Annotated in this window: 24 protein-coding genes; 9 read left to right on the top strand and 15 right to left on the bottom strand. The window is 64.4% G+C overall.

What is annotated here, in order from left to right:
- Positions 1-44: 44 nt before the first annotated feature.
- From NTV05_03315 to NTV05_03305, 3 genes are all read right to left on the bottom strand, one after another.
- On the bottom strand, positions 45-302 hold the full coding sequence (locus NTV05_03315; protein MCX6543427.1) for a thioredoxin family protein: 258 nt from the start codon (positions 300-302) through the stop codon (positions 45-47).
- On the bottom strand, positions 289-1,317 hold the full coding sequence (locus tag NTV05_03310; GenBank protein ID MCX6543426.1) for a permease: 1,029 nt from the start codon (positions 1,315-1,317) through the stop codon (positions 289-291). The genes NTV05_03315 and NTV05_03310 overlap by 14 nt, the downstream gene beginning before the upstream one ends.
- Before the next feature lie 110 nt (positions 1,318-1,427).
- Positions 1,428-2,444, bottom strand: coding sequence for a LysR family transcriptional regulator (locus tag NTV05_03305; protein MCX6543425.1), 1,017 nt, complete (start codon positions 2,442-2,444; stop codon positions 1,428-1,430).
- Positions 2,445-2,729: 285 nt separating this feature from the next.
- Here NTV05_03305 and extI point away from each other — a divergent pair, with 285 nt between their 5' ends.
- The 8 genes from extI to NTV05_03265 all read left to right on the top strand — a co-directional run bounded on the left by extI (position 2,730) and on the right by NTV05_03265 (position 12,158).
- Positions 2,730-4,055 carry a selenite/tellurite reduction operon porin ExtI gene (gene extI / locus NTV05_03300; GenBank protein MCX6543424.1) on the top strand — a complete coding sequence of 442 codons (1,326 nt, stop codon included), beginning with the start codon at positions 2,730-2,732 and terminating at the stop codon, positions 4,053-4,055.
- A 34-nt stretch (positions 4,056-4,089) separates the two neighbouring features.
- On the top strand, positions 4,090-4,413 hold the full coding sequence (locus tag NTV05_03295; GenBank protein ID MCX6543423.1) for a hypothetical protein: 324 nt from the start codon (positions 4,090-4,092) through the stop codon (positions 4,411-4,413).
- Between the two features lie 125 nt (positions 4,414-4,538).
- A complete protein-coding gene (locus NTV05_03290) occupies positions 4,539-6,758 on the top strand; it encodes a molybdopterin-dependent oxidoreductase (GenBank protein MCX6543422.1) in 2,220 nt (739 codons plus the stop codon).
- 8 nt (positions 6,759-6,766) lie between these two features.
- Positions 6,767-7,498 (top strand): 4Fe-4S dicluster domain-containing protein, encoded by a 732-nt coding sequence (locus NTV05_03285; protein MCX6543421.1) that lies wholly within the window; start codon positions 6,767-6,769, stop codon positions 7,496-7,498.
- Entirely contained in the window at positions 7,488-8,309 is an 822-nt protein-coding gene (locus tag NTV05_03280) for a cytochrome b/b6 domain-containing protein (GenBank protein ID MCX6543420.1), read from the top strand. Before NTV05_03285 ends, NTV05_03280 begins: the two co-directional genes overlap by 11 nt.
- 133 nt (positions 8,310-8,442) lie before the next feature.
- Positions 8,443-8,805 carry a Rieske (2Fe-2S) protein gene (locus NTV05_03275; GenBank protein ID MCX6543419.1) on the top strand — a complete coding sequence of 121 codons (363 nt, stop codon included), beginning with the start codon at positions 8,443-8,445 and terminating at the stop codon, positions 8,803-8,805.
- Positions 8,795-11,572 carry a hypothetical protein gene (locus NTV05_03270; protein MCX6543418.1) on the top strand — a complete coding sequence of 926 codons (2,778 nt, stop codon included), beginning with the start codon at positions 8,795-8,797 and terminating at the stop codon, positions 11,570-11,572. The genes NTV05_03275 and NTV05_03270 overlap by 11 nt, the downstream gene beginning before the upstream one ends.
- 1 nt (position 11,573) lies before the next feature.
- On the top strand, positions 11,574-12,158 hold the full coding sequence (locus NTV05_03265) for a DUF2585 family protein (protein MCX6543417.1): 585 nt from the start codon (positions 11,574-11,576) through the stop codon (positions 12,156-12,158).
- Between the two features lie 31 nt (positions 12,159-12,189).
- Here the strand turns inward: NTV05_03265 and NTV05_03260 are convergent, their stop codons facing one another.
- The 12 genes from NTV05_03260 to ettA form a co-directional block, all read right to left on the bottom strand.
- Positions 12,190-12,774, bottom strand: coding sequence for a nucleotidyltransferase (locus NTV05_03260; GenBank protein MCX6543416.1), 585 nt, complete (start codon positions 12,772-12,774; stop codon positions 12,190-12,192).
- Entirely contained in the window at positions 12,749-13,000 is a 252-nt protein-coding gene (locus tag NTV05_03255; protein MCX6543415.1) for a hypothetical protein, read from the bottom strand. The genes NTV05_03260 and NTV05_03255 overlap by 26 nt, the downstream gene beginning before the upstream one ends.
- 45 nt (positions 13,001-13,045) lie before the next feature.
- Positions 13,046-13,714 carry a rhodanese-like domain-containing protein gene (locus tag NTV05_03250; GenBank protein ID MCX6543414.1) on the bottom strand — a complete coding sequence of 223 codons (669 nt, stop codon included), beginning with the start codon at positions 13,712-13,714 and terminating at the stop codon, positions 13,046-13,048.
- Positions 13,715-13,717: 3 nt separating this feature from the next.
- Positions 13,718-14,314, bottom strand: coding sequence for a YeeE/YedE thiosulfate transporter family protein (locus NTV05_03245; protein ID MCX6543413.1), 597 nt, complete (start codon positions 14,312-14,314; stop codon positions 13,718-13,720).
- On the bottom strand, positions 14,311-14,847 hold the full coding sequence (locus NTV05_03240) for a YeeE/YedE thiosulfate transporter family protein (GenBank protein MCX6543412.1): 537 nt from the start codon (positions 14,845-14,847) through the stop codon (positions 14,311-14,313). Before NTV05_03240 ends, NTV05_03245 begins: the two co-directional genes overlap by 4 nt.
- A 30-nt stretch (positions 14,848-14,877) precedes the next feature.
- A complete protein-coding gene (gene nrfD / locus NTV05_03235; protein MCX6543411.1) occupies positions 14,878-15,840 on the bottom strand; it encodes a polysulfide reductase NrfD in 963 nt (320 codons plus the stop codon).
- A gap of 11 nt (positions 15,841-15,851) precedes the next feature.
- Complete coding sequence (locus NTV05_03230) at positions 15,852-16,391, bottom strand: 4Fe-4S dicluster domain-containing protein (GenBank protein MCX6543410.1); 540 nt, start codon at positions 16,389-16,391, stop codon at positions 15,852-15,854.
- Between the two features lie 2 nt (positions 16,392-16,393).
- A complete protein-coding gene (locus tag NTV05_03225) occupies positions 16,394-18,589 on the bottom strand; it encodes a molybdopterin-dependent oxidoreductase (protein MCX6543409.1) in 2,196 nt (731 codons plus the stop codon).
- Positions 18,590-18,591: 2 nt separating this feature from the next.
- The gene (locus NTV05_03220; GenBank protein MCX6543408.1) at positions 18,592-19,860 is read right to left on the bottom strand and encodes an outer membrane protein transport protein; all 1,269 of its coding nucleotides are present in this window, start codon (positions 19,858-19,860) and stop codon (positions 18,592-18,594) included.
- 192 nt (positions 19,861-20,052) lie between these two features.
- Complete coding sequence (locus NTV05_03215; GenBank protein MCX6543407.1) at positions 20,053-21,474, bottom strand: sigma-54 dependent transcriptional regulator; 1,422 nt, start codon at positions 21,472-21,474, stop codon at positions 20,053-20,055.
- Between the two features lie 165 nt (positions 21,475-21,639).
- On the bottom strand, positions 21,640-22,656 hold the full coding sequence (locus tag NTV05_03210) for an NAD-dependent epimerase/dehydratase family protein (GenBank protein ID MCX6543406.1): 1,017 nt from the start codon (positions 22,654-22,656) through the stop codon (positions 21,640-21,642).
- Between the two features lie 167 nt (positions 22,657-22,823).
- Positions 22,824-24,500, bottom strand: coding sequence for an energy-dependent translational throttle protein EttA (gene ettA / locus NTV05_03205; protein MCX6543405.1), 1,677 nt, complete (start codon positions 24,498-24,500; stop codon positions 22,824-22,826).
- 163 nt (positions 24,501-24,663) lie between these two features.
- Here ettA and NTV05_03200 point away from each other — a divergent pair, with 163 nt between their 5' ends.
- Positions 24,664-25,374 carry an alpha/beta fold hydrolase gene (locus NTV05_03200; protein MCX6543404.1) on the top strand — a complete coding sequence of 237 codons (711 nt, stop codon included), beginning with the start codon at positions 24,664-24,666 and terminating at the stop codon, positions 25,372-25,374.
- The last annotated feature ends 93 nt before the right edge of the window (positions 25,375-25,467 follow it).

Raw genomic sequence — 25,467 nt, 5'->3', positions numbered from 1 at the left:
CCGACGGCTCGCAGGCCGTACACCGCCGTAATGAACCCGCCCCGCTACCGGAGCCAGGCTCTGACTTCGTCGGGTTTCGGAATCCGGCCGGACAGCTTGATGACGCCGTCAATGCTGACCGCCGGGGTGGCCAGCACACCCGCCGCCGCCATCGCCTGATAGTCGGTGACTTTCTGCAGATCCGCGTCGTGCTGCAATTCCGCCAGCACGTTGCGAACGACGCGCTCGGTCTCGTGACACCGCGCGCATCCCGGACCGTACACGGTAATGACCATGATCGTCTTTCCTTCAGAAAATGGCATTGAACACGTAACCCACGATGAGGATTCCTGTCCCCACCACGCCGATGAACACGGCAATCAATTGGGGCCGCAGCACCTTCCGCAAGATGATCGTCTCCGGCAGAGACAGTCCGATGACGGCCATCATGAACGCCAGCACGGTGCCGAGCGCCGCGCCCTTCGCCAGCAGCGCCTGCACGATCGGAATGATGCCTGCGGCATTGGAGTACATCGGGATGCCGATCAGAACTGCCAGAGGAACAGCCCACCACGCGCCCCTGCCCATGAGGCTCGCCATGAAGTTCTCAGGGACGTAGCCGTGAATGCCGGCGCCCACGGCGACGCCCGCCAGCACGTAGGGCCACACCCTGCCGACAATGTCGCCCACGGCATCGGCCCCGGCGTGCACGCGGTCCGCCCACGATGACGGCGCGTCGGACTCGTCGGCCGCCGCCGACGGGATGCCGAACACCCATGGCTCAACGAACCGCTCAAGGTTGAGCTTCCCAATCGTCCACCCTGAGAAGATGGCGATGAGCAAGCCCATGCTCATGTAGAGCGCGGCCACCCTCCAGCCCAGCAAACCGAACAAGAGCACGAGCGCCACTTCGTTGACCATGGGCGCCGAGACCAGAAACGAGAAGGTCACGCCCAGTGGGACACCCGTCGTGACAAAGCCAATGAAGAGCGGCACCGCGGAGCAGGAGCAGAACGGTGTGACGGTGCCCAGCAGGGCGGCCAGGACGTTGCCCACCGATTCCCGGTGACCCGCCAGTACCCGCCTCGTGCGCTCGGGCGTGAAGAACGAACGGACGATGCCGACACCGAACACGACGAGCACCAGCAGCATCAGCACCTTGGGCGCTTCGAAAATGAAGAACTCGAGGGCCGAGGCGAGATGGGTGCCTGGGGCAAGTCCGGCAATCGTGTAGGTCGCCCACCGTGCACCCCCCGCGAGATTGATGTAGATCGCGACCCAGGCGCCCGCTGCGGCCAGGCCCCCCAGCGCGTACGACAACCGGCGGCGGATCATCATCACCCGCATGCTACTATATTTCGTAATATCTCGATATAACGGCGCGGTAAGGCGTGACGGCAGGACCGGGCGCCCGATCAGGCAGATTCATCAGCGGGAACGCACGCGGGTCAGCGGCGGTTGCGGACCGCAGGCACTCTCGCGCGTAGAGTTCGACGGGAGGCGATCTCACACGCGGGTCCGGGCTCGGGTTCGGCCTCCCGCCGACCGGGGAACAGCGACGACGGCACCCGCACGTCGAAGTGATTGAACAGCGCCGTGACGAAATCGGCCGACGGGCCGTCGAGGGCGCTGCCGCGGTTCAGCACGAGGGCGCGCTGCCGAGCATGTCTGAACCCGGCCACGTGGTGTGCCACCAGCCGCCCGGCGGCGAGATGCTCGCCGAGCACGTCCCGCGAAAGAAACGCTATCCCCTCGCCGTCGACGACCGCCTGCACCATGAGGTGCAAGTCGTCGAGCACGATGACGTTCCGGAAGTCACGCAGTTCGTGCCCGACGCCTTTCAAGTTGTCCTCCAGCAGAATGCGTGAGCAGCAGCCTTCGTGCCTGGTGAACAGCGGAACGGCGCGGAGCGCGTCGATTGAGGCGTCGGGCGCGAGAATGCCGAGCGCCGGCTTGCTCACGAACACCATCTCGTCGCCGGGCAGCGGAAAGGCCTCATGGTCTGAGAGGTCGAAGCACTCGCAGAGTTCCATCACGGCCAGGTCGAATCGCCCCTTCGTCAGTCCCTCCAGGATCTGTTGCGGAGGATTGAACATGAATTTCAGGTCGGCGCCGTCGGCGCACGCCAGCATGAATTCCTTGAGGATGGCGGGCAGATGGGCAATGCCAAACGACGGCGTGCAACTGAAGGCGATCCGGGTCTTCCCACTGAGCACATGGAGCCCCGACACCAGGTCGGCCTCGATCTCCAGGACGGATTCCGCCTTCTCGTAAACCAGCCGCCCCGCAGGGGTAGTCCTCAGGTGAGCACCCGAGCGGTCCAGCAACGCGCAGCCGTACTGGTCCTCCATGAACTTGATCCGCTTCGACACCGCCGGTTGGGTCACGTGCAGGATCTCCGCCGCCCGCGACAGGCTGCCGGTCCTAACCACTTCCACCAGCGTCTTCAAGTACAGGGATTCCACCGCTACCGCCAATCCGTGGGCCCCATAACGGGAAGTTATGGGTCGCATGACAGAGTCTCAGTTTACTTCAGACCGGCTCCGAACGACCATGCAGGAGTGCCCTGTCAGGCGTGCCGGGGCGCGTGCCGGCCCGGCGTTCGGCGGACGACGCACCGTCGGACACCGGCGCCGGCTCACCGACCACACCGCCCCCAGTGCACGCCACGCGGCTCCCCTCATCCTCGTTGCCCCCAAGCATGGTTGAGCGTTTTCATCCCTACGTTACTGTCTGGAGGCTGCTTGAACATGATCACCCCACGCATGTGCGCCATGGTTGGTGCGGCTGTTACCGTCGCCATCGTCGGCACGGCCACGCTGGCTCGCGCACAGGAACCGACCTTCAAGTTCGAAGTGAAGGGACAGATTTTCTCAGAAACCACCGACTTCGGGTCGGGCCAGGATCGTCAGGGGACCCGCACCGACATCCACTTCCAGCGGGTGCGGCTGACCGTCACCGCGATGCTGAACGAGGTGTGGGGCTTCAAGTTCCAGACGTGCGGCAACTGCGGCACGTCCAAACAGGGCGCCCTTGGATACGGCCTGACCGCCCAGGACGTCGACTGGAATGACCGGGATATCCGGCTCATTGACGGCTACGGCATTGCCAACTTCTCGGAGAAGGCCAATCTCAAGATCGGTCTCACCAAGATTCCGCTGACTCGCGCGAATCTGGACGACTGCTTTGCGCCCCTGTCGCAGGATCGCTCATTCTTCGTCTACAGCGCCTACGGCACGTCGCCGGCCAAGTTCAGCCGCGATTTCGGGGTGGTGGCATGGGGCGGCTTCCAGAACGACAAACTGAAGTACTTCGCCGGCGCGTTCCAGGGACGGGAAGGGATCACCGCCACGACTCATCCGTTCTCCGGCGCCACGGTCAAGTCGTCAATCGAGCCTCAGAGCTCGCTGGAGTATGTCGGCCGGTTGCACTACGCGTTTCTCGACGCGGAGCCCGGCGCCGGATACTCGGGCTCCTACCTTGGCGAACTGAAAGTCCTGACCATCGGCGGCGGGATGGCGTACGAACCTCACGCCGTCTACAGAAACGTCTCCTCGACAGGAGCTGTCCTCGACAACGCGACGGTCGACTACAAGGCGTACGCAGCCGACATTCTCTTTGAGTACCCGACCACGGCGGGCACGGTCACCGCGACCGCCCAGTACCTGAAGGTCGACTTCGACAACGCGTACCTGACCAACTTCAATGCTGGCGACCGCCTCGTCAACATCGCCGGCCTCAACGGACAGAAGCATGGTTGGTTTGCCAAGGGCGCCTACCTGCTCCCCGTCAAGGTCGGGGCCGAGGGGCTGCTGCAGCCCTACGTCCTCTACGAGGATTGGAAGTTCGCACATCTGCTCGGGATCAACGATCAGGGGATCACGCAGAAGGGCGTCGGGCTCAATTACTACGTGCACAAGCAGAACGTCCGGTTCACGTTCGAATATCTCAAGACGACATTCGCCAAGGAAACGGGGTTCGTGGGCGCTCGCGTCGACCCGGTCACCTTTGCCCCGCTCGACAAACTGACCTCATACAATTCGTTCCGAATCATGGCGCAGATCGGCGTGTTCTAGACGCTGGCTCGAATTCAGACAGGAGACACCACTCATGATGAAGCAGATTGCACTGGCGCTCGTACTGGTTCTGGCGGCATTCGCCCTGTCCTCGGCTGCGGCGGCCCCGGCGATGACCAACGGCAAGATCCTGGCGATTGACGGAAACAAGGTTCAAATCGCCATCGATGGTGCGAAACCGGACTGGATCAAGAAGAACGCCCCGGTGAAGTTCAAGGTCGGCAACGGGAAGGTCGTGGAGGTCTCGGATCCCAAGGTCACCCCGGTCACCATCACCGTCACCACGCCGAAGGCCCCCGACATGAAGGTCGGCGAAGCCGTGTCTTTCCAGAAGGGCAACTCGATGGCCGGCTGCTAGCGCGAGTGTCCGCGCGCTCGATATGCGCACGCTCTTCGGGCGCTCGATCCGCATCGACACGGCATATTGGCGCGGCGGGCATTGGGCGCTCGAGGAGCATGCCACCGACAGAGGGACTCCCCGTCATGGACAACACGGTTTCGAGGCGACGATTCCTTGGCACGATCGCCGCAGTCGGCGCGGGCACCGCGGCCACGTCGACCGCGGTGAACGCCGAGAACCATCCCCCGGGATGGAGTGGGACGCAGCGCGTCGAGAAGATCGCCACGACGTGTGAAATGTGTTTCTGGCGGTGCGGCGTCCTTGCCAATGTGGCCGACGGCAAGGTCGTCAGGCTCGAAGGCAACCCGGATCACCCGTTGACCAAGGGCAGGCTGTGCGCGCGCGGCAATGCCGGAACCAGCCTGCTCTACGACCCCGATCGACTGAAGTTCCCCCTCCTCAGAACGGGAAAGCGAGGCGAGGGACAGTTCAGGCGCATCAGCTGGAACGAGGCGCTCGACTTTCTCGCGTCGAGACTGAAGGCTATCGCTGTCGAGCATGGCCCGGAGAGCGTCGCGTTGTTTCCCCACGGGCTGAGCGCTCGGTTCTTCAGCACCCTCATGAAGGCGTACGGAACGCCGAACAGCGCCGAACCGTCATTCGCGCAGTGCCGGGGTCCGAGGGAAGTTGGCTACACGCTCACGTTCGGACGGGAACTCGGATCGCCTGAGCCTCTCGATCTCGAGGAATCACGGCTCATCGTCCTCATCGGCAGCCACCTCGGCGAGAACGTGTTCACGTCCCAGATCACGGCGTTCGCGACGGCGTTGTCACGTGGCGCGAAGGTGATTGCCGTTGACCCGCGGTTCTCGACGGCGGCCTCCAAGGCGGACTGGTGGCTCCCGATCCGGCCCGGCACCGACATCGCACTCCTGCTGGCCTGGATGAACGTGCTGATCGCGGAAGGTCTGCATGACCAGGAGTACATCACCCGGTACGCGCAGGGGTTCAACGAGCTCGCCACACACGTCCGCGAGTTCACGCCCGAATGGGCGGCGGCGATCACGCAACTGCCGGCGGCACAGATTCGGGACACCGCCAGGGCGATGGGGGCCGCGAAGCCGGCCGTGGTGGTCCACCCAGGCCGGCACGTCACCTGGTATGGCGACGACACGCAACGCGCGCGCGCCATGGCGATTCTGACGGCACTGCTTGGCAGCTGGGGGCGCAAGGGCGGCATCTTTCTGCCAACGCCAATCCCCAAGGGGGCCTTTGATCTGCCTCCCTTCCCGGACCCGCCGCGCGGCAGAGCCGACGGCGCTGGTACTCGCTACCCGCTGGCGTCGGAGGAACTGGGCGTCACCAACGGACTGGTCGATGCAACCGTCACTGGGAAGCCGTACCCGATCAAGGCCTGGATCGTGTACGGGCAAAATGTCCTGGAGAGCATCCCCGAGCCGCAGAAGACGTTGAAGGCGATCGACGCACTCGATCTGATGGTTGTCGTCGACGTTCTTCCGGTCGAGCAGATCAATTACGCCGACCTGGTGCTGCCCGAAGCGACTTATCTTGAGCGCTACGACTCCCCCTCGATCGTCACGACAGCCCGGCAGCCATTCGTCTCGGTGCGCTTCCCGGCCTGCGACCCCCTTTACGAATCGAAGCCGGGCTGGTGGATCGCCAAGGAGACGGCCAAACGGCTGGGTCTCGATGCGTGGTTCCCCTGGAACACCCCCGACGAGCACCTGGCGACGATCATCGCGCCGATGGATATCAATGGCGAAGAACTCCGGGCCCGGGGAGCCGTGGCATTTCCAGGGCGGCCGTATCTGGACGACCGGGCTGCGGATAGCGAGTCGCCGTTCCCGACGGGCAGCGGCAAGATCGAGCTGTTCTCCCGGGAACTCGAGAACCTCGGGGCCGACCCGCTACCTCGCTACACGCCGGTGGAGGATCCGCCAGCCGGGTACCTCCGCCTCATCTACGGCCGCGCGCCGGTGCACTCGTTCGCACGAACCCAGAACAACGAAGTGCTGAACGCGTTGATGGCCGAGAACGAAGCCTGGTTGAGCACCAGGTCCGCCACAGACCTGGGGCTGCGCGAGGGCGATCGGGTCGTGCTCGAGAACACCGACGGCGTCCGAAGCCTGCCTGTGCGGGTGAAGGTGACCGAAGGCATCCGCCAAGATTGCGCGTACCTCGTGCATGGCTTCGGTCAGCGATCGAAGGGCCTTCATCGCGCATTCAAACGAGGGGCCTCGGACACCGGGCTGATGACCCGCGTGAAGGTCGATCCACTGATGGGGGGCACCGGCATGCGCGTGAATTTCGTCCGTGTCGTGAAGCAGACGACCGGGATCTAGGAGGATCAGTGGCCCGATACGCCATGGTGACCGATCTCACAAAGTGCGTGGCCTGCCAGGCCTGCACCGTGGCCTGCAACGCCGAATGGGGCGTGCCGGCCGGGTACGCCCGGACACGGGTTCGCTCAACCCCGATCAGTGGCACGTTCCCTCACCTGGCCTCCGGCGTCTATGTGGCGCAGTGCAACCAGTGCGACCGACCGCCGTGTGTCGAGGCGTGCCCGTCTGGCGCCACGTCTCAGGGTGCGAACGGGATTGTTGAGGTGGACAAGAGCCTGTGCATCGGATGCGGGTTCTGTCTCGACGCCTGTCCGTACGACGCCCGCTACATCAACCCCGTCACGAAGAAGGTTGATAAGTGCGACTTCTGCCTGGCGCGCCTCGAACGCGGGGCGGAACCGGCATGCGTGACCACCTGCACGGCCCACGCGAAGTACTTTGGCGATCTCGAGGACCGGCACAGCGACGTCTTCAAGATGGTCTACGCGATGGGGGCACGCCGCATGGAGACCAGCCGGGTCAGGGTCGGCCCGAATGTCTATTACGCCGGAGAACAGGCGCGCGCGGATCTGGTCATGGCCGCGTTCCCGCCCCGACCGCCCCGATTGCTGGCCGCCGGAGAAGCATGGAGCCGGGTGCTGAAACCGCTCGTCCTGGCGGCTGTCGGGGCGACGTTTGTCGGACAGGCGGTGGCGTTCTTCAACCAGCTCAGAAACGGGGAGAAGGATTTTGAGGACTGACGCCGTTCCCGTGCGTCCGTTGCCGCTCACCTCGGAGCAGGCCGAAGCCATGCTCCAGCGGCACGTCAAGAAACACCACATCGCCATCATCCTGCTGCACTGGTTCAATGCCCTCGTGTGGGGCTCCGAACTGCTGACGGGGCTGGCGCTGATTTCCTCGCCGCTCTTCCGCGTCGCACCGAGCTGGTACATATCCCTTGTCGAAGGCATCTTCGGCAGCCGGGCCAATGTATTACAGATTCACGTGGCACTGGGACTCTCGTGGATCGGCGTGTACCTCGTCTACGGCATCTTCGGATTTCGTACGTACCTGTCGAGGGAAGTGCTCCAGCACGAAATCGCACTCGATCGCGACGATGTCCGATGGCTGATTGTGCGCACGCAGCGGATTCTCGGATGGACCAGCGAACCTCTTCCTCCGCAGGGCATCTACAATGCGGGACAGAAGCTGTTCGCCTTCCTGGTCTATACAATGATCCCCGTCGTCATGGCGAGCGGGGTGGTGATGGCGTTTCGCCTGTTCGGCACGCAGGTGGTCGGCTGGGCCGTGGTGGTGCACTTTGGCGCGGCGGGACTCGTTGTGTCCGGCCTGATGATTCACGTCTACATGGGTGCGGTCTTCCCCGAAGAGAAGCCGGCTTTCTTCTCGATGATCACGGGGACGGTCAACGAACTGTATGCCTACAGCCATCACTTCAAGTGGTGGACCATCGTGAAGGCGGAAGAAGGAGTCTGGGACCGGCAGCACGACGACGAGACTGGCCATCCGGCTGACATCGCCGGACCGACCGAGCCCGTTCGACCTGAATGACCGGCGACAGACCCGGATCCCGACCGCTCACGGTAGAATTCCAAGGATGGTACCCAGGAGGCAGTTCGCCGCTCCCGCGCAAGGTCCAGGTGACGAGGTTCGCCGTTCACGCCGGCAAGTGTTGCGGCGTCTCATGGGCGTTGGACTGACGCTTCCCTTCCTGGGCGGGCTTGTTGCCATGCTGCGGCGCGAGCAGACTGCGAGCGTCCCCGCGACAATCACGATCCCGCCTGATGTGTCCGTCGGTCTGTCCGTGCTCGATGCGGTCATTGTCGACCGCGCCGACAACGGCACCATCCGTGTCTTTTCCGCGCGCTGCACGCATCTGGGCTGCCGTATCGACCGGATTGTCGGCGACGAGGCGGTCTGTCCCTGTCACGGGTCGCGGTATCGCGCCGACGGCACGGTTTCGACCGGACCCGCGACGCGTCCGCTCAAGCCGTTCAACATCGAACCGGATCCGGTCTCCGGAGGGTGGACTGCCCGTGTCTCCTGACAGCGGCGAGCCCGCACCCATTCTCGCCTTTCGATGGGGTACCCTCGGCGATGGCGCGACGGCGGCATTTGTCATCGCCGCTGTCTCCGGCGCGGCCGTCGCCGTGCCGTACGACGCACAGGACGGCTACCGCTCGATCGCTGCCCTAATGCTCGGCAATCCCGCGGGGGCGTTCTTTCGCAACACGCACTACTGGGCCGGCCAGTTGTGCCTGGTGCTGACGCTGCTCCACATGTGGGATCACTTGCGCGCGCGAACCGAACAGCGCGTGGGCCGGGGCGTGTGGCTTCGTCTGGCACTGACGCTGCCACTGCTGGCATTCATCATGCTCTCGGGGTTCATGCTGCGCGGCGACGCCGAGGGACGGCAGGCCATGCGAATCCTGAGCGAGGCCACCTCGCAGGTGCCGATGCTCGGGCCGTTGATGGCGACGTTGCTCTTCGGTGCGGGCGAGCGCCTCGACGTGATCTACGTGCAGCATGCAGCTACCGCGACCATCATCGTGTGGCTCTTCGTCATTGAGCACGCACGCCGCGTGTGGCCTCGCTGGTCGGCCTTTCTGGCGGTCTTGCTGGTCACCAGCGGCATCTCGCTCGTCATGTCTCCCGGTCTGCACGATGGCCTGGAACCTGTCGTCAAGGGACCGTGGTACTTCCTCGGTCTCCAGGAGATCCTGCACTGGACCCCGTGGCCTCTTGTCGTCGTCGCGGCAGGTGCGGCTGTCGTGGGCGCTATCTATGCGGTGCAGGCAGCCCCGGCGACCGGTGCGCGCTGGACGAAGGGCATCCTGCTGGCTCTGGCAGTGACGTACCTCGGGCTGTGCGGCGTTGGAAGCTTTCTGCGCGGCGAGAACTGGTCGTGGAAAGCCGGCTGGCCGACCGGGGCCGGAAACGTGCGCGTGGGCTGGTTACTCGCCGCGACGCCCGACGCGCCTTCTCCGCTTCCGGCACCCCTTCCAGTTGTGATGGGGCGGCCCGAAGGCTGTCTGATCTGCCATCGAGGCGTTACCGGACTCGGTAACGCACACCGGCCCGAGGCCATCGGGTGCGCGTCGTGTCACGGCGGCGACCCGTTCACCGTCGACAAACGGCGTGCGCACGCCGGCATGGAGGTCATCGCGGGCAATCTGGCCAGGGCGATTCGCGGATGCGGCCAGGCCGCATGCCACGCCTCGATTGTCCCCCGTGTCGAGGGGTCATTGATGGCCACGATGAGCGGCATCGTGGCCATCAACCGTCGCGTCTTCGGCGAGGAAGGCGCCGGTCGACAGAATGGCCCCGTCCACGTGCGGGATCTCGGCCGGACGGCGGCTGACACGCACATGAGGCAACTCTGCGCGGGATGCCACCTCGGGATGGCCAAGGTCGCGCTGGGACCCAACGGCGAGGGGACGCGCGGAGGCGGGTGCAATGCGTGTCATCTGACGTACAGCCCGGCGGCGCTGGCGGAGTTGACCCGTTATGAGAACCAGAAGATGCGGGGCGCAGCGGCGGCGCCCTCTGTCCATCCGGCGCTGTCGCTCGACGTCGGCAACGGGCAGTGCCTTGGTTGCCATAGTCGATCGGCCCGCATCGCAACGAGTTTCGAAGGCTGGACCGAGATCAATGATGCCCCCACCGAGGCATCCGATCGGTCCCGGCCCGTGCCGTCGGGATTTCGCAGAATAGAGGATGATCGCATCTTCAAGCGCCTGATCCCCGATATCCACCAGCAGCGGGGTCTCGACTGCATCGATTGCCACACGTCTACCGAAGTGATGGGAGATGGCGTCGCGCACGGTCGCAAGAGCGAGCAACTCAGGGTCGCGTGCGAGGACTGCCACGCCCTTCCCGGAACCCGATTGGCTGTTGTCGCGGCCGCCGGGATTGACCCGGAATCGCAGCGGATTCTTGGGTTGCGAAACTGGCCTGGACCCAAGCCGAGTCACTATGTCAGGACGCCGAAGGGTGACGTCCTCGTCAATGCGCTGATCGACGCGACGGGGACGCCCCGCATGGTTCGCAAGCGGACCGGCGAGCGGAGAGACCTCAAGCCGGCGATCCCCGTGTGCCTCGAAGGCCCTGGCCACACGCGGCTCTCGTGTGGAAGTTGCCACACCGCGTGGGCACCCCGCTGTCCGACGTGCCACACGTCGTTTGACGCCTCGGCGGCTGCCTACGATTGGATCGACAACGCCGATGTCCGCGGCGCCTGGAGTGAAAAGGCCGGCCCGTTTGCTGCCGACCTCCCCACACTCGGCATTCGGCGTCTTCCCGAAGGAACTGGCGCGCGGCGGGAGGTGATCGAGACGTTTGTCCCGGCGATGATCCTCACCATTGAACGCAAGCGCGAGGCGGGGCGTCCGTCAGATCTCCTGTTCCGCCGGCTCTACGCACGCATCGAGCCGCACACGACGAGGCGGGAGGTGCGATCGTGCGAGTCGTGTCACAACAACCCGACCGCGCTCGGCTATGGTCGCGGCGACCTGCGCTACGAACCAACGCCGGCTGGCGGGCGATGGCGGTTCACCCCCGCTTCGGAGCGTCTGCCGTCTGACGGATTTCCAGCCAACGCGTGGATCCCGTTTCTCGGCGAGCGCCACGACATGGTCTCGACGCGAGACGACGTCCGGCCGTTCAGTATCGAAGAACAGCGCCGGATTCTCAGGGTGGGTGCGTGTTTGACGTGCCACAAGGCCAGCTCGGCCGTCATGCGCGACTCCGTGCGGGATTTCGAACGCCTGTTGGCACGGCGCAGCCCGCGGTGTGTCTTGCCGGTCTGGAGCTAGGATGCCTGCCCGCTATCGTCAGTACGCGTCGATTGTCGTCGCCGGCATCGCCATCATGGCCGTGACAGCGGCCGTGGAACTCTGGATGGGACGGCTGCCGTTCGGGCCGGATGGCAGGATGGGATTCTGGGAAGGCAACATCTGGAGCAGCGAGCAGTCGCAGCGCTTCGCCGATCCCTACACGTTCTCCCACATGATCCACGGCATGCTGTTCTACGCGTTTCTCTGGTTCGTCGCGCCGACAGCGCCCGTCCGTCAACGCTTTGTCTGCGCGCTCGCCCTGGAAGCCGGGTGGGAGGTTCTCGAGAACTCGCCGATCATCATTGACCGCTACCGCGAGGTGACCATCTCGCTGGGGTATGTGGGAGACAGCGTCTTCAATTCGCTGAGCGATATTCTCTTCGCCGGCCTCGGATTCGTCATCGCCAGGCGCGCACGGGTGTGGGTGACCATCCTCGTCATGGTCGCGATGGAAGTCGGGACGGCGTTGTGGGTGCGTGACAACCTGACATTGAACATCATCATGCTGGTACATCCACTCGACGCGATCAAAGCCTGGCAGACCGCGGGACGACCGCTGCCCTAGCAGCCCGTGGTGAGCGGCGAGCGGCAGGGTGTCAGCCGTGCCGGCGCCACCGATCGATCTCGGTGTCGAGGATGGGCAGCAGGTCGCTTTGTCCTAGAGCCTGCTCCAGCATCTCGATAGTGCTTCGGATCTGATCGATGTCGAGGCCGCCGCCGCGCTCCTGGAGCACGCCGCGAATGTCGTCGATGTCTTTGGGACGTCCCGCGAGAATCTTCGTGACAATCAGATCTTCGGCGCTGATCACCGGGACCTTCGTTCCGCCAATCTCCAGCACGACGGCCCGGGAAAGAAAAGCGTCCTCCAGACCAGGGCCAGCCAGCACGACATCGACGGCGAGGCCGGTTGGTCGATGGCTGAACGGCAGTACCCGGGTCTGCTGCACGAAGTCCTGCGTCGCGACGATGCGGAGGTCAAACCCGACTGCCTGCAATGCGCTGACCAACGTGCCGCTGTCCGTGTCTCCCAACCGCACGGTGACATCGACGTCCATCGTCATGCGCGGCCGGCCCCAGATCAGCGCAGCCTGCGCGCCGAACACGTACCAGGGCACGTTGAGGCCCGCGAGGGTGCGAGAGAGTGCCGCGAGCAGATCAGACGGGCCGATTGAAGACGGCACGAAGGGCCTCTGTCACGCGAACGTGAACCGCCAGGTCGGCGGAACGGTCGGCTTCGCCCAACCAGTCCGGGCGGGCACGCCGTACCTGTTTGTAGAGCAGGCCGCCGATTGTCAGGGCGTCGTCGGGCGCAAGGCCACGCTTGGTTTCAAGCCAAAACGCTGTCTTCGCGTCGGCCACGCGCTGCCAGTCCCGGTGGACGTAGGCAAGGATGTCGGAGGCTTCCACGCAGCGATCATAGCACCGACGGTGCCGCGATCACGGAGCGCGCCACTAGCATCCTTCCCTCTTCTTTGCCGTGGGCTTTGCTCCGCCCGTTGGCGACGCTGGCGCGGCCACCTTTGGCAGGGTCGGGACTGTCGGCATCGCGAACCCCGATCCTCCAGCCGCAACGGTTGACGAACTGCGCGGCCGGCCACCGAAGAACGCGCTGACCGAACGCGCGCGTTCGTCGCGGGTCCGCTGATCAGGGGTGGGGTTATCGGCGACGATCGGAAACATCACCTGGTCCTTCCATCCGTCGAGGCCGCCCTTGAGCATGTAGACCGCCTTGTAGCCCCGGGCTCTAAGCAGCATCCAGGCTTGAGCCGCACCCACGCCGTCGTCAGAGTACAAGACGAGCTTCTCGGGACGACCAAGTCCCGCGTCGATCAGCCTCGCCGTTGGCACGTTGATCGCGCCAGGGATGGAGTACTGCGCAAACGCGGCTTCTCCGCGCAGGTCGATCAGGCGATAGTCGGCACGGGCTTCGATGATCCACGACGCCAGCTCGGGCGGATCAACATGATCGGCTTCCCTGCCGATGACGAGGGCGAGTTCCTTAGCATCCAGCGTGATCGTGCCGCCAGGCACCGGCACCGCGAAGACGGCAATCGCACCAAGGGTCAGCGCCACGAGCGCAAGGGTCTTATTGAGGGTGAGCGTCGAGATCCACTTGCGCATCGTTCACTCCCCGGATCGAGCCGCGATCTTCTTCTCGAGGATTCCCGCCCCGTAGAACCCCCCGAGCGCCATCAGGACCACTGCGAACACAACGAGCCCGTAGGGCAAGCCAAAGGCCTTCGGTATGGTCATCGCCTCCCCTGCTCCGCTCAGGTAAAACCCCTTCACGAGCGGGAAGGCTTCGGCGAAGACGAACATCCCGAAGGTGATGCCGAGGATTGACACCAGGCCATCGACGCGTCCTGTCGCCGTGGCGGCAACCGACGTGCCGGGGCAGTATCCCCCGGTGACGAAGCCCGCACCGAGTACCAGGCCACCGACAACCTGCGGCATCAGGTAGGTGGGCACCAGGTACACCAGCGACAGGTCCAGCCAGCCCAGCCACGAAAGATACGTGAGGCCAAGCATGGCGGTGATGATTGAGGTGAACATCACCTTGAACACGGCGAGATCGGTCAGGTAGAACTGCGCCATGAGTTTGCGTGCGCTGGCTAACCCTGCGCGTTCGAGGAAGAACCCGAAACCGATGCCGATGAAGAATGCGACAACCAGGCTCGTCTGGTCGCCGAACAGCCCGTACTTGAAAAAGGGTGCCATCATCGCCATTGCCACCTGACAAAATACGCCACGGCATACGCCCCGGCGAATACCATCATCATGAACACCCAACTGCCGAGATTCAGCAGGGCGCCACCGGTCAACGCCTGACCGCTCGTGCATCCGCGAGCCAGCGCCGCTCCGAACGCCATCAGTATGCCGCCGGCGAACGCCATCGCCAGCCGCATGCGGACCGACACGCGCGGGCCCTTTTCGGTCATGACCTTCGTGCGGCCGGCCAGCAGACCCGACAGCATGGCTCCGGCGAACACGCCAATCACTTCGAACACCAGCCACGACTTGAGCGGCGATGCGCTGCCGTCACCGAGATAGCCGGCGATGAACTCGTTGCTCCTCGCATGAGCCGGAGCGACTGCGTTGACGGCCCAAGCGATGACCGAATTGAACGCGCCCGATGCTCCCAGGCCTCGTCCCACGAGGACGAACGAGGAGAGCAGCACCAGGCCGAGGCCGATCCCGGCCAGATAGGGATTCGTGTACGCCTGCGGCCGGCGATCACCAGTTGTTGTCGTCATGTACGTCCTTTCGGTCTGAATCCCCAATCCTCAATGCCTGATGACCCCCAACACACCGTGCGCCCAGTGGCTCATCTGCCCCGCCTGAACGAAGACAAACCGCAGCGCGAGGCTTCCGGTCATCACCATCAACGGTGCGAGCGGTGTGTGCGCGATTCGGTGCGCCACGGCCAGGTTCTGAATAATCAGCGGCATCACGATGCCGAGCGCGACAACGAACACCCAGAACGGGGCCGTGTACGCGCCTCCCATGAACAGGCCCGCCGCCGCCATCTGTGGTGCGCTGCCGGAGAACAGGCCGAGCATCAGCAGCGCCAGGATGCCCAATTCGGCAGTGAGCGCCACGTTGTCCAGGCGCGCCATCTCGATGCGTTCGTGCTCGTTTCGGGCCACCATGTGCGTGAACGCGGCGGCCGCCGAGAGCCCGGAGGCGAGGAAGAGCGGGCCCAGAATGCCGCTCGACCACAACGGCCTGGCTCCAAGCGAGCTCAGCAGGATCCCCGTGTAGATCCCGAGCGCCACGCCGAGCCCAAGGCTGGCCGCACCCATCGCACGAACGGCCTGCGGCCGGGCCTGCAGCCATGCCGACGCGCGCTCGACGGTCTGGCTGAGATCCTCAAGCAGAGCGGGAGGCCGGACAAGCCAGCTTGCGATGAGCACGGGATAGACCAGCACGAGAATCCACGCGCCCCACGACATCGGCGAGGACGGCTGGAATGTCGTGTAGAGACGCCAGACGTACCACTTGTGCTCGAGGTCCAGGAACAGGGCCAGCATGCCAAGGCTGAGCATCACGAGGCCAACACCCGGCAGCGCCGAGCAGATGCACGAGCGCTCGCCATAGCGCCCTTTCACGAGCGAGAAGCCGGTGATGATCATCATGCCAGCCACCAGCCCGCCGAGAAACAGATAGACCGGGATCTGCCAACTCCAGACCTGGACGAACGGGTCCACCAGTTCGTTATGCCGCGTGATGAACAGTTCAGGCGTCATGGATCACCACGTCAGTCCAGGTAGAAGATGCGCGGCCCGGTGCCGGCGTCAGTCAGGAGAGCATGTCCCCTGCGCGACTCGAGCACGCGAGTGATCGCGCTTTGGGGATCATCGAGATCGCCGAAGGTAAAGCAGCGCGTCGGGCACACCATGACGCACGCAGGATCGAGGCCCTCGCCGACGCGGTGCGCGCAGAACGTGCACTTGTCGGCGTATCCGTCCGGATGCACGAACCGCGCGTCGTACGGGCAGGACGCCAGGCACGCCTTACATCCGATGCACGCGTTGTGGGTGACAAGGACGATGTGACCCAGGTCGTCCACATGGCTGGCGCCGGTCGGGCAGCACGCCACGCACGGCGGATTGTCACAGTGATTGCACCGTTCGGACCGAATCTCCATGTGAATCGTCGGGAACTTCCCTGCCGATTCATAGGCGATCCAGTCGCGGTTGAGTCCCTCCGGCACACCGTTCTCGGTCTTGCACGCAACCACGCAGTCCATGCACCCGACGCACTTCCGGGTATCGATTGCCATGCCGTAGCGTGCCACGTCTACGCCTCCGCCTCGACGGTGACGAAGTTGACATTCATCCCCGTGCCGCCCATCAGCGGGTCGGTCGTGTAGCGGGTGATGAGTTGCGCGTCGCTTGCCCCCCGGCCGACCGTGCGCCGCAGCCTCACGGCCGTGTGACCAAAGCCGTGCACCATATAGACGCAGTCGGAACGAATGCGCGCGGTCGCCTTCAACTTCACCCGGTTGCTGATCACCCCGTCCTGGTTGCGGAGCTTCACATACGACCCGTGGGCGAAACCGAGACGCGCGGCGATGTCCGCGTTCAACCAGACCTCGTTCTCGTCCATCATGTCGTTGAGGATTGGATTCGACTGTGTGCGGCCGAACGAATGCACCGGTGCTCGCCCGAAGAGCAGGCGGAAGGCGCCCGGAGGAGGCTCGGTTGGCCGGGCGTACGTCGGCACGGGATCAAACCCCTTGTCGCGGAGAACCGTCGAGTAGAACTCGATCTTGCCTGACGCGGTCGGGAACTTCGGCTCCAGCCCGTCCTCGAAGTAGTTCGGCTGGGGCGCTCCGTGGATGATGCCATTCTGTTTGAGCTCCGCGAAACTCAGGCCAGCCTTCGTCAGCCGAAACTCGAGGTACTCTTCGATGGTCTTCCAGGGGTAATAGGATTCGAGGCCCAGCTTTCGCGCCAATTCTCGTGCAATCCACCAGTTGGGTTTCTGGTCATGCGGTGACGCCACGACGGGCTGCCGCAGCGCCACGAATGGCTCGCGGAACAGTTCCACGTTCACGTCGTCGTAACGCTCGAGGTAGGTCGACTCGGGCAAGACGACATCAGCCCAGCCGGCCATCTCGGTCGGGATCACGTCGACGACGACCAGCAGGTCCAGATTCCGAATGGCCTTGATCGTCTCCGGCTCGTTGGGCAGCGCCGTGATCAGATTGGTCGCGTAGGTAAACCAGCCCTTGATCGGGTACGGGTGACCGGTGATCGTCGCCTCGCGAATCCCGGTGGTGATCGGCTCGAGTGCGAACGGGTACTTCGCGCCTGGATTGTCGACCTTGCCCTTCTCGGATTTCGGGTAGGGCGGGTACGGGTAGCCGGGAACGTCCATGCTGGCCGGGGCGTAGAACCCGCCCTTGCGGCCCCAACTCCCAAGCAACGCGTTCAACAGGGCGATGGCTCGACTTCGCTGCGTATCATTCCCGTACCATGTCGAGTGCCGGCCCGGATGCACCAGTGTCGCCGGCCGGTAGCGCGCCATCTCCCGGGCGGTCTCACGGATGAGGCTCGCCTCAATGCCGGTCTCCGGATAGGCCCACTCGGGCGTAAAACCGGCGACCGACGCAGCGAATGCCTCGAAGCCAAACCCGTACTGCGCGACGTACTCCTTGTCGTACAGCCCTTCAGAGACCAGAACATTCATCCAGGCCAGCACCAAGGCCAAATCTGTGCCGGGTTTGATCGGCAGGTAGTGTTTCGCCTTGCTGGCCGCCACCGAAAATCGCGGATCGACGACGATGATGCTGGCGCCGTTGCCGATGGCTTCGGCGAATTCCTGCACCTGTGAGTTGTGCATGTTCTCGCCGAGGTGCGATCCGATGAGCACCAGACAGCGACTGTTCCGGATGTCGGTGCGCTCGGGCGATCCAATCTCCTCGCCGAACGTCAGGTGGAAACCCACGTCGCGCGGCCCGCGGCACTGCGCGAAGGAGGGTGCCGTGATGTTCGGTGTGCCAAACGCCTTCACCGTGTGCTTCAGGAACGTGCCGCCCAGACCGTGCGAGAACAGCGCGATGGCTTCGGGACCGTACCTTGCCTTGATGGCCTGCATCTTCCCGGCGATGTGTCCGAGCGCCTCGTCCCACGTCACCTGGGCCCACACGTCTTCCCCACGCTGCCGCCTCCGGATGAGTGGCGCTTTCAGCCGGTCGTCGTCGAAGTACGCCCCGATACCCCCCGTGCCGCGCGGGCATAGGCGGCCACGGCTGAGTGGATCCGCCGGGTTGCCTTCGATCTTCCAGAGCCGGCCATCACGCAGGTAGGCCACCGCGCCGCACTTCCAGAAGCAGATGTCGCAGAAGGTCGGGATCTTCTGCACGCCGCGCGGCGGCACCCCGTTGCCAAGGGCGGTGTCGGCGAACTTCGCCACACCGGCCGCCGATGAGGTGACGGCCAGCGTGGCAGCAGAGATCTTCAGGAATCGACGACGGGAGAGGGCATCCACGATTACTTCAACCTGATCGAGTAGCCGATGGTGACATTCCACTGATTCATGCCGAGCGTGATCGTCTGCTGGCCCGGTGCCTCGAGCGGATTGGGACCAGACACGGTCTTGTTGAACGCGCGCATCACGGCCACATCGAAGGCGCGTCCGCGACCCAGATCCTTGCTGATGCCAAAGGTCGCATGGTGCTCGATGACTCCCGGAGCCAGGATATTGAACAGCACCTCGCTCGAGGGTATCGGTTGCTTCCCGTACGAGTAGCCGGCCCGCCAGGTCCAGCCGCCGCCGACGCGGTACTGCAGGCCCGTCTTCACGACCGTCATGTCCTTCCATCCGAAGCCCGCGCCGCCCGTCGCGCCAAGCGCCGCCTGCATCAGGTTTGGCAACATGAGGTTGCCGACCGATTTGACGTCACTGTAACGCATCTGCTGGACGTCGAATGCCAGGTCGAATGCGTCGTTCAGCTTGATGCCAACGCCGGCTGTCCAGTTCGACGGCACGTCAAATCCGCCCTGTTCGGCGAACAGGCCCGCGTACTTCTTGAAGCGACTCATGTAGACCTTCGACTGGTACGCCGCGCCGACGGAAACAGACTTGGACAGCTGCCCAACGTAACCAACACGGACGCCGAAACCAAACGCCGAATCCGTCTTGTTGTTGGTCAGGTTCTTCGAATCGCTCGAGAAAGCGCTGAATGCCTGCAGTCCTTCGGCCTTGAACATCTGGTAGCCCACGAGCGCGGTCACGCCGACGGCGTTCCGCGCGTTGAGCTTCATCGAGTAGGTCGGCGCGACGAACAACTGCGACATGTTGATGCCCGTCGGCGAGAAACCAAACGTGCGAGCGCTGTAGTTCGTGTTCATCCCGCCATTGCCGAAGACCGCGATCCCGATGGACGCGCTGGACCCGAGCGGGCGGGCAAACCCCAGATGCGGGACCGGAAACAGACGGCTTCCGCTGTCGATGAGGCCCGGAGCAAGACCGAACGTGCCGGGATAACCAGACGGGTCGCCGATCACCTCGTAGTGGCGATTCGGATTGAACAGCCCGACACCGAATTCCCATCCAGGATCCGAGAGCACCAGCGATGCCGGGTTGGTTGCGGGTGATAACGGGCCGAGCGGAAAGGCGACGCCTGCGCCGCCCATGCCCTGGGAGCAGGTCCCATAGCCTTGGCTGAAGTACCCGTCACTCGCGAGTAGCGACACCGGTCTGGCCGTCGTCATCGTCAGAATGATTGCTGCGGTCGCGACGAGGATGATCTTGCGCATCGGCACTCCTTGGGTAGAACAATCGCTGGCTTCGCTGTGCGAAGCTCACGCACTGGGGCCAATGCAATATATGCTTAGGTCGTGCCAATTGGAGAATGGGCCAAATTACTAATAATTTGGCCAATGTGACACTACGGTGAGACTGAATATGTGATGCATGGTGTTTCAATATGTTTCGTCATGCCTGACACGTTATGTTTCTTCGTGAAGCATTCCGTATCTCCGCATCCGCCGCCACAGAGTGATGCGGCTGATACCGAGAGCCCGGGCCGCCTCGTCGCGGCGCCAGTGGTGCGCGTCGAGCACGCTTCGCAGATGCTCATAATCCCCCGTGCCCCGATCGGGCGATCCGACGCGTGGGGAAGGCGGCGAGGCAAGCGCAACTCCGGTACCTGGTTTGTCTCCCGTCAATTCAGGAAGATCCTCGGGGTGAATAGTCTGTCCCTGACAGACCGTCACCGCGTACTCGAGGGCATTCTCCATCTCTCTGACGTTGCCGGGCCAGTCGTGCCCGAGCAGCACCCGGAGCGCGTCAGGCGAGAATCGGAGCGCGCGACCGTGCCGGGCGCAGACGCGGGCAAGCAGCACTTGCGCGAGGGGTTCAATGTCCTCGCGGCGACGTCGCAGCGGAGGGATCTCGATGGGGACGACTCGCAGCCGGTAATACAGGTCTTCGCGAAAGCGGCCTTCTCGGACGGACTTCGACAGATCCACGTGGGTCGCCGTCACGACGCGGGCGCGGCTGGTCCGAGTCTGGTTTTCGCCAAGGCGCTCGAATGTCCCGTCCTGCAATACCCTGAGCAGTTTCACCTGCAAGGCCAGCGGAAGATCGCCGACCTCGTCGAGAAACAACGTGCCGTCTGAAGCGGCCTCGCAGCGGCCGATCCGGTCGCGGACGGCCCCGGTGAACGCGCCGCGCGCGTGGCCGAACATCTCGGCCTCCAGCAGTTCGTGAGGGAGGGCGCCGCAGTTGACGGCGACGAAGGGCCCCTGTCGGCGTGGCGACTGGTCGTGAATCAGGCGAGCCAGCAGTTCCTTGCCGGTTCCGCTCTCGCCGGTAATCAGGACGGTCGCTTCCGTGTGCCTGAGGTTCTCGACGAGGGTGAAGATTCTGGCCATCGCCGGCGAGCGAGCCACCAGCCCTCCCACCGTGACCGGCGCCCCGAGCACATCGTCGCGGTCCTGTTCTGATGGGCGGAGCACGACGACGTACTTCACCCTGAGGCTGCAGGCCAACCGCAGGTTCTGGGGAAACGGTGCCGCGCTCAGGGAAATGAGGCGCGCTTCCCCATCGGCCATGCTCAGTTGAGCGCGCCAGCCCTCGCGGCGTTCACCAGCCGTCAGCGCCTGGCGCAGGGTGCCGGATGTGCCGAACAGATCCCGGCCGAAGATTTCTTCGAGTGACCGCCCTTCGATGCGCGCGGCGGCTCCGTCACCGAACAGTTCGTCCAGCACGTACGAGCCGTGGATGATCCGGAAGTCGGCGTCGGCGCAGATGAACGCGCGGCCGAGCGATCCGAAGGCCGCACTGACGGCCGACCATGCAGCGACTTCCTCGAGGCGGCTGCGCGTCTCGTCAGTCAGGCTGGGCGGCTCGATGTCGGCAGTACTCATCGGAAACCCTCGTCCGTTCGGGCCGATCAGGGCATGGCGGCGATCGACCTGGGGGGGCCAAGAACGATCCGCCCTGGGAGCTGGACGGATCCGCCGGATAAGAGATTCAGGCGGGCTGTACTTGGTTACACCCGCCAGGATCACGGTTCGAACCGAGGTCCAGGGTCACCGGTACCGTTCCCGGATCGTCGGGATCAGATACTCCGAAAACGCCCGGGTGAAGTCGTAGGTTGGTGCGAAGCCCCAGTCGGATCGCGCGGCCGAATCGTTGACGTCGGCCGGCCACGAATCGACAATGCCCTGACGCTTGACGTCGTTGACGTAGGTGATGGCGGCGCCAGGGAAACTCTTCAGCACGACCTGCCGCACTTCTTCGGCCGATGGATTGAAGGCGCCCACGTTGTACGCCGTCTTCGACAGTCTCTCTCGCGGCGCCGCCGCCAGCCTGAGCAGGACCTCGACGCCGTCGGGCATCGCCATGAACGGGATGCGCGTATCCGGCCGCACGAAACAGGCGTACGGCTCACCTTTCGCCGCGGCGTGGATCATCTCGGGCGCGTAGTCGGAGGTTCCGCCGGACGGCTCTGTCAGCGCCGAAATGAGTCCAGGAAACCGCACACAGCGGAAATCGACTCTGCCACTGAGCGGCTCGGCAGCCAGCTGCTTGTAGTGCCGCGCGTAGTACCGCCCAAGATGTTCGCAATACAGCTTGTTGCACCCGTACATCGTCGTCGGATGATTGAACTCGTCCTCGAGCACGCGTCCCGCCTTGGCCTTGGTCTCAAGGTCTGGCATCCCGTAAGCGGCAATCGACGAAGGGTACAGGAAGACGACCGGGCGCCCGTGCGATTCGCTCTGCTTCTGGGCGAATTCGAGCAGGTTCATCGTGCCTTCGACATTGACCCGGTGGGCGGTGACGGGCGTGAACGCGCGCCGCGTCGAGGGGTAGGCCGCCAGATGGTAGACGTGGTCGATGTCGAACTCGGCGAGGATCCGATCGAGCGCCGCGTTGTCGGTGATCGATCCGATGACCTCGCGATGCACCAGTTTGCCGAGCGACGCGTCGAGCGCCCGGACGTCAAGCGTGATGATGGTGGTCGAGCCGCCCGCGGCCAGGCGGGCAATCAGCCCATGGCCGATTTCGCCGCTGGCGCCGGTGACAAGAACTGCAGGTCGTCGCATAAGGAACCTCTCGGGGATGAATGATGCGTGATGAGTGCCCAGTGCTGAAGGATTATATGCCGGGCGCGATGAATCGCGCCCCTACCCATCGCCGAGGGTCTACCGTAGAGGCAACCCCCTGTGGTTGCCCCGGTGTCAGGGGGGGGCACGGGGGCCCACCCCTGGCATCACCTTGTCATCTTCCTGTACTTGATCCGATGCGGCCGGTCGGCCTCGGCGCCAAGCCGGCGATGGCGGTCAACTTCATAATCCTGGTAGTTGCCTTCGAACCACACGACCTTGCTGTCGCCCTCGAAGGCCAGCATGTGCGTGCTGATGCGATCGAGAAACCACCGGTCGTGGCTGATGACGACGACGCAGCCGGCGAACGCGAGGATGGCGTCCTCGAGCGCACGCAAAGTGTCGACGTCGAGGTCGTTGGTCGGCTCGTCGAGCAGCAGCAGGTTGCAGCCCTTCTTCAGCAGCTTCGCCAGGTGCACGCGATTGCGCTCGCCGCCCGAGAGCGTGCCGACTTTGCGCTGCTGATCGCGGCTCTTGAAGTTGAACCACGAGACGTAGGCGCGCGATGCCACCTCGCGCTTACCGAGCAGGACCTCGTCGCGGCCCTCGGAAATCTCTTCCCAGACGCTCTTGTTCGGGTCGAGCGCGTCGCGGGACTGGTCGACGTATCCGACCTGCACCGTCTCCCCAATCCGTAGCGTGCCGGCGTCGGGCTGTTCCTGACCGGTAATCATCCTGAACAGCGTCGTCTTGCCCGCGCCGTTGGGCCCGATGACGCCAACGATGCCGCCGCGCGGCAGCGTGAAGTCCATGCCCTCCATCAGCACGAGGTCGCCGTAGCCCTTTCGCAGGCCGCGCGCCTCGACGACGATATCGCCGAGGCGGGGCCCTGGCGGAATGTAGATCTCAGCGCGATCGATGCGCTGCTGCCCTTCCTCGGTGAGCATCGCCTCGTACGCGTTCAGCCGCGCCTTGCCCTTGGCCTGCCGGGCGCGCGGCGACATCCGAATCCACTCGAGTTCGCGTTGCAGCGTGCGCTGCCGCCGCGCTTCCTGCCGTTCCTCGACTTCGAGACGCTTCTCTTTCTGTTCAAGCCACGAGGAGTAGTTGCCCTCCCACGGGATGCCGGCGCCGCGGTCGAGTTCAAGAATCCAGCCGGCGGCGTTGTCGAGGAAGTACCGGTCGTGCGTCACGGCGACGACCGTGCCGGCGTAGGCTTGGAGAAACTGTTCGAGCCACGCCACCGATTCCGCGTCGAGGTGATTGGTCGGCTCGTCGAGCAGCAGCAGGTCTGGCGATTGCAGCAACAGACGGCAGAGTGCCACGCGACGGCGTTCGCCGCCTGACAACGTCGTGACATCTGCGTCGGCCGGCGGCAGACGCAGGGCGTCCATCGCCAGTTCGAGCTTCGAATCGAGATCCCAGGCGCCGACCGCGTCGATAGTGTCCTGCAGGCGCCCCTGCTCTTCGAGCACCTTGTCCATCTCCTCGGGACTCAGGTTTTCTCCAAGCCGGCCGTTGATCTCGTCGTAACGGGCCAGCAGGGCTTTGGTTTCGGCTGCGCCCTCCTCTACGTTGCCCAGCACCGTCTTGGCAGGATCCAGTCGCGGCTCCTGCTCCAGGTAGCCGACCGTCGTGCCTTCGGCCCGAAAGGCTTCGCCGAGAAAGTCCTTCTCGATGCCCGCCATGATCTTCAGGATGGTGCTCTTGCCTGCGCCGTTCAGGCCCAGCACGCCGATCTTTGCGCCCGGCAGAAATGACAGCCAGATGTCTTTCAGAACCGTCTGGTCTGGCGGGTAGACTTTCCCCAGCCCCTTCATCGTGTAGATATACTGCGCCGCCATTAAGACCCTCTTCTTCAGTAACTTAGCGCCACCGAACCCGGGAGTTCACCTTCTCGGGATTCGGGGTTTGCGATTCAGGATTCGCCCAGATTGCTCGGCCCCCGCGATTCGTTTCGCGTAGATAGCGTATGCTGCCTGTCACAAGAGACTCAAGGGGACGGGCATGACCGAGACGCGCAGCATCCTCGCGGCGGGCGGAACCAGCGTGACGGCGCTGGCCTATCTGGCAGGAACCCAGGCACTCGCGACGCTCGTGCTGGCGCATGGTGCGGGAAGCCATCAATCCAGCGATTTCATGGTTGGCTTTGCCAGCGGCCTGGCAGCCCGCGGGCTCGATGTTGTCACGTTCAACTTCCCATTCACTGAGCGAGGCAGGAAGCTGCCGGACCCGCAACCGGTGCTCGAGGAGTGCTACCGGGCCGTGCTCGCGGACGTCTCGGGCGATCGTCGGCTGGGGCGGCGGCCGCTGTTCATCGGCGGCAAGTCGCTCGGCGGGCGGATGGCCACCCACCTGGCGGCCTCGCTGGCCATCGACGCCGGATCGGCGTCGACCTGGCCGACACGGTTGCGCGGACTGGTTCTACTGGGTTACCCGCTGCATCCTCCCGGGCGGGCACAGCAGGTGCGGGTATCGCACCTGCCGGCCATCACGCATCCGATGCTTTTCGTGCAGGGTGCGAAAGACGCGTTCGGCACGCCGGCGGAGCTGCAGACATTCGTAAACGTCCTGCCGGCCCCCTGCGAGATCTACGCAGTCGACCAGGGCGGCCACTCGTTCGACGTTCCGAAGCGGTCGGGCATTCCGCAGGACGCGGTCTACGCCGCAATCCAGGACCGGATCGTCGATTGGATACGGGCCCTCGTCGCGGCGTGACGGCGAAGGTGCGGGCACGGCATGCCGTGCCCCTACACGACTCCCCTTCGATCGCCACGTTCCAACGTGGCCAAGACGCGGGCCGGGCTGTCC

It is taken from the genome of Acidobacteriota bacterium, from assembly GCA_026393755.1.
Classification (GTDB): Bacteria; Acidobacteriota; Vicinamibacteria; order Vicinamibacterales; family JAKQTR01; genus JBAXOX01.
Note: the sequence above shows the minus strand (reverse complement) of the source record. Positions and strands in the feature narration are given on the sequence as shown.

What these genes read in the sequence shown, in the direction of transcription:
- NTV05_03250 (MCX6543414.1), bottom strand. Translation starts at nt 13,714, where the DNA reads ATGCGCAAGTGGATCTCGACGCTCACCCTCAATAAGACCCTTGCGCTC.
- extI (MCX6543424.1), top strand. Translation starts at nt 2,730, where the DNA reads ATGATCACCCCACGCATGTGCGCCATGGTTGGTGCGGCTGTTACCGTC.
- nrfD (MCX6543411.1), bottom strand. Translation starts at nt 15,840, where the DNA reads ATGACGCCTGAACTGTTCATCACGCGGCATAACGAACTGGTGGACCCG.
- NTV05_03210 (MCX6543406.1), bottom strand. Translation starts at nt 22,656, where the DNA reads ATGCGACGACCTGCAGTTCTTGTCACCGGCGCCAGCGGCGAAATCGGC.
- NTV05_03215 (MCX6543407.1), bottom strand. Translation starts at nt 21,474, where the DNA reads ATGAGTACTGCCGACATCGAGCCGCCCAGCCTGACTGACGAGACGCGC.
- NTV05_03245 (MCX6543413.1), bottom strand. Translation starts at nt 14,314, where the DNA reads ATGATGGCACCCTTTTTCAAGTACGGGCTGTTCGGCGACCAGACGAGC.
- NTV05_03310 (MCX6543426.1), bottom strand. Translation starts at nt 1,317, where the DNA reads ATGATGATCCGCCGCCGGTTGTCGTACGCGCTGGGGGGCCTGGCCGCA.
- NTV05_03240 (MCX6543412.1), bottom strand. Translation starts at nt 14,847, where the DNA reads ATGACGACAACAACTGGTGATCGCCGGCCGCAGGCGTACACGAATCCC.
- NTV05_03295 (MCX6543423.1), top strand. Translation starts at nt 4,090, where the DNA reads ATGATGAAGCAGATTGCACTGGCGCTCGTACTGGTTCTGGCGGCATTC.
- ettA (MCX6543405.1), bottom strand. Translation starts at nt 24,500, where the DNA reads ATGGCGGCGCAGTATATCTACACGATGAAGGGGCTGGGGAAAGTCTAC.
- NTV05_03315 (MCX6543427.1), bottom strand. Translation starts at nt 302, where the DNA reads ATGCCATTTTCTGAAGGAAAGACGATCATGGTCATTACCGTGTACGGT.
- NTV05_03220 (MCX6543408.1), bottom strand. Translation starts at nt 19,860, where the DNA reads ATGCGCAAGATCATCCTCGTCGCGACCGCAGCAATCATTCTGACGATG.
- NTV05_03275 (MCX6543419.1), top strand. Translation starts at nt 8,443, where the DNA reads ATGGGCGTTGGACTGACGCTTCCCTTCCTGGGCGGGCTTGTTGCCATG.
- NTV05_03265 (MCX6543417.1), top strand. Translation starts at nt 11,574, where the DNA reads ATGCCTGCCCGCTATCGTCAGTACGCGTCGATTGTCGTCGCCGGCATC.
- NTV05_03290 (MCX6543422.1), top strand. Translation starts at nt 4,539, where the DNA reads ATGGACAACACGGTTTCGAGGCGACGATTCCTTGGCACGATCGCCGCA.
- NTV05_03200 (MCX6543404.1), top strand. Translation starts at nt 24,664, where the DNA reads ATGACCGAGACGCGCAGCATCCTCGCGGCGGGCGGAACCAGCGTGACG.